Origin of the sequence: Nocardia sp. NPDC057455 (assembly GCF_042802775.1) — a bacterium.
GTDB lineage: Bacteria > Actinomycetota > Actinomycetes > Mycobacteriales > Mycobacteriaceae > Nocardia.
On the sequence record NZ_JBHVDM010000180.1, the window covers coordinates 1 to 3,631 of the forward strand.

A 3,631-nucleotide genomic window follows, 5' to 3' on the forward strand; every position below is an offset into this window, starting at 1 on the left:
CGCGACGGCCACTCGGACGCGAGCCGGGCCGCGAACGGGCGGATGCTCGGTCTCGCTTCGCTCGGAAGGCGTGGTGGGGTGCGTTTGGGCGCGTGGGTTGCAAGGGCTCGCTGTTGGGTGCATGCGGTTTGTAGTGGCTGGGTGTCGGCTCGGACGCGAGGCGGGCCGTGAACCGCGCTGCTCGGTCTCACTTCGCTCGAAACCGAGTGGTCGCGGGAAGCGGTTGAAGGGCAGCTCGGAGGCGGGTGACTTTCGAGGCTTGGTTCCGGTGGGGGCGTTATAGATGCCGGGTGGTGTCGATGCCCAGGGACATGCCCGCGAGGCCGCGGCGACGGACGGCGAGTTTGTCCGCCACCTCCAGCAGGGCCTTGGCAGCGGGGTTTTCCGGATCGCGCAGCACGATCGGGGTGCCTTCGTCGCCCGATTCACGCAGCGCCTGTTCGATGGGGATCTGACCGAGCAGCGGCACGGTCGCACCCACGGCGCGGGTCAGCCGGTCCGCGACCGCCTGGCCGCCGCCGGAGCCGTACAGGTCCATCCGGGTGCCGTCCGGCAGGTCCAGCCAGGACATGTTCTCCACCACGCCCGCGATGCGCTGGCGGGTCTGCAGCGCGATCGCGCCCGCCCGTTCGGCTACCTCGGCGGCGGCGGGCTGCGGGGTGGTGACGACCAGGATCTCGGCTCCCGGGATCAGCTGGGCGATGGAGATGGCGACGTCGCCGGTGCCGGGCGGCAGATCGAGCAGCAGGATGTCGAGGTCACCCCAGAACACGTCCGCGAGGAACTGCTGCAGCGCCCGGTGCAGCATCGGGCCGCGCCACACCACAGGCGTGTTGCCCTGGGTGAACTGGGCGATCGAGATCATCTTCACGTCGTGCGCGATCGGCGGCATGATCATCCGCTCGACCTGGGTGGGCCGAGCATCGGTGCCGAGCATGCGCGGAACGGAATGACCGTAGATGTCCGCGTCCAGCACGCCGACCGACAGGCCGCGCGCGGCCATGGCGGCGGCGAGGTTCACCGTGACGCTGGATTTACCGACGCCGCCCTTGCCGGAGGCGACCGCGTAGACGCGGGTCAGCGAGCCGGGCTGGGCGAACGGGATGACCGGATCGGCCGAGTCGCCGCGCAACTGCTTGCGCAGTGCGGTGCGCTGCTCGTCGTCCATCACGTCGAGGTCGACGGTGATGGCGCCCACACCCGGCACATCGGCGACGGCTTTGGTGACCCGCTGCTGGATCTCCGTACGCAGGGGGCAGCCTGCCGTCGTGAGATAGATCTCCACATGGACATCGCTACTTGCGCCGATGACGACGCTTTTCACCATGCCCAGTTCGGTGATCGGCTTGCGGATCTCCGGGTCGTCGACCTTCGCGAGGGCACCCCGCACATCCGATTCCGTAACGACTGGCATGGCAGGAATTTTAGGCGTGTCAAATTTTCGGCAGGTCCGCGGGCCGGGGTGCGACCCCTGTGCTGTAGGAGGTCTCCCAGGCCATGACGTTCGCGACGTAGGCCATGGAGTGGTTGTAGCGCAGGATCGCTTTGGACTGTTGGGCCAGGTCACGCATGTTCAAGCCGCCTTCGCACAGGTACTTGCCGGCGGTCAGCGCGGCGTCGAACAAGTTCTGCGGATCGGCGATGCCATCGCCGTTGCCGTCGGCCGCGTAGCGCTTCCAGGTGTCGGGCAGGAACTGCATCGGGCCGATCGCGCGGTCGTAGCCGTCCAGGCCGTCCAGCGCTCCGTCGTCGGAGTCGCGGATGACGTGGTTGCCGGTGAGCGAGCCGTCCAGCACGGGGCCGTAGACGGGGCTCAGCGGGTTGCCGTCGGCGTCGGCCTTGCCGCCGAACGCGTGAGTGGACTCGACCCGGCCGATGCCGGCCAGCAGCGACCACGGCATGCCGCACACGGGGTTCTCCGCCGCCAGGACCCGTTCCGCGTTCTGATAAGCGGCGACGGCCACGCCGGGGACGCCCAGCGGCCCGGTCGGCAGCCCGGCGACTCGCCTGCCACTCGGCAGCGCAACGGTTTTCACCACGGGTGTCGCGGTGGGCGCGGCCTTGGCCATTGCGTGTGCGAGGAACTCGGTCCCGGCGACGGGCTCGACGGCCGCCTGCGGCCTGGCGCCCTGCACGTCCTGATGATCATCCGGTGTATGGACCGCGGCCGCGAGAGGTACGGCGTCGCCGACCTCGGAGGCGGCGGTGACGGAGACGAGCCCAGCGGGAACCAGTCCGGTCAACGCGATGACGGAACTTCGTCTCACGGTGGCAGGCGGTTGTTTACGATGACGCCCCACGGTGTGGTGACCCTCCCATGACTCGCTGTGAGCCCTTTGTTACGGACCAGGGGAGAGGCTACCGCATCCGAGATCTTTTTGTTACTGCTTCGTGATCTGATGCGAGGTTTGAATTACTGGGGCGCGGGCGGTAGTGCGGGAAGAGGAATGACGATGCCGAACGGCAAGGTGATCGCCGGCTGCGGCGAAGGCGTGATTTCGCCGCCGGGCGCCGGTTCGGCTTCGGGTTCCGGGGCGGGCGGGGTGGTGGTAGCGGGTTCGGTATCGCTGCGCGGCGCGCTGCCGGGAGCGGGGAGGTCACCGGGGATGGGCGCGGATTCGGTGGTGGCCAGCGTGGTGTCTGGCTGCACGCATCCGGCGGCTGCCTGGTCCGGGGCGACGGGCTGCCCGGGCGCACCGGCATCGGCGGGCCTGCCCGCCGCGGCGGGATCGGCCGGGCCTGCGGGATCGCGGGGTCCGGCCGCCGCGCCGCCGTAGGGCTGCTGCGGTGCGAGCGGTACGCGCGCGGTACCGGGTAGGTCCGGGAACGGCATCGGTGCGGGAAGGGATTGCCCCGCACACGGATTGACCGGCGGTGGAGGCGGGCAGAAGATGCCGCACGGAATGGGCGGCAAACCCGGGATCGTGATCATCACCTGCGTCGGCTGCTGTCGCGGCCGCGGGGCGGGTGCCTGGCCCGCCGCCCGCGCCTGTTCGGCTGGATCGGTGGCCGGGGTGGTCGTGCGCACTGCGGACATCTCCGAGCCCGGCGACAGCGCTCCCGGCGGTATGAGATCCGGCGAGATACGCACCTGCGTCGGCGAACCCCCGGACCGATACGCCGCCGACCAACTCAGCACATTCGCCGCATACGCCATCGAGTTGTTGTACCGCAACACCGCCCGCAACTCCTGCGCCGGATCCCGCAGATCCAAACCCCCCGAACACAAATACTTCCCCGCCGCCACCGCCGCATCGAACACATTATGCGGATCGGCCACCCCGTCCCCATTTCCATCCGCGCCATACGCCCCCCACGTCCCCGGCAAGAACTGCATCGGACCCAACGCCCGCACAAACCCCCCATCCGCCGCCTTGATCACCTCATTACCCGGCAAACTCCCATCCAACGCCGGACCGAAGATCGGCGACACCGTCGTACCCGCCGCATCCGTACGCCCACCCCGCGCATGACCCGACTCGATCCGCCCGATCCCCGCCAGCAAACTCCACGACAACCCACACCCCGGCACCGAGGACCCCAACGCCAACTCCGCATTCCGATACGCCGCCAACACCACCTCCGGAATCCCCAACGCACCCCCCGCCGCGGGCAACCTGACCTCCTGCAA

3 protein-coding genes are annotated in these 3,631 nt (G+C 69.3%); all 3 read right to left on the reverse strand.

The window, feature by feature from the left end; all coding sequences use genetic code 11:
• Positions 1 to 277: 277 nt before the first annotated feature.
• A complete protein-coding gene (locus tag ACFU5M_RS34150; protein ID WP_379055700.1) occupies positions 278 to 1,414 on the reverse strand; it encodes an Mrp/NBP35 family ATP-binding protein in 1,137 nt (378 codons plus the stop codon).
• A gap of 19 nt (positions 1,415 to 1,433) precedes the next feature.
• Entirely contained in the window at positions 1,434 to 2,300 is an 867-nt protein-coding gene (locus ACFU5M_RS34155; protein WP_379055702.1) for a lytic transglycosylase domain-containing protein, read from the reverse strand.
• 113 nt (positions 2,301 to 2,413) lie between these two features.
• Positions 2,414 to 3,631 (reverse strand): lytic murein transglycosylase (locus ACFU5M_RS34160; RefSeq protein WP_379055704.1); only part of this gene is annotated, 1,218 nt, incomplete at its 5' end.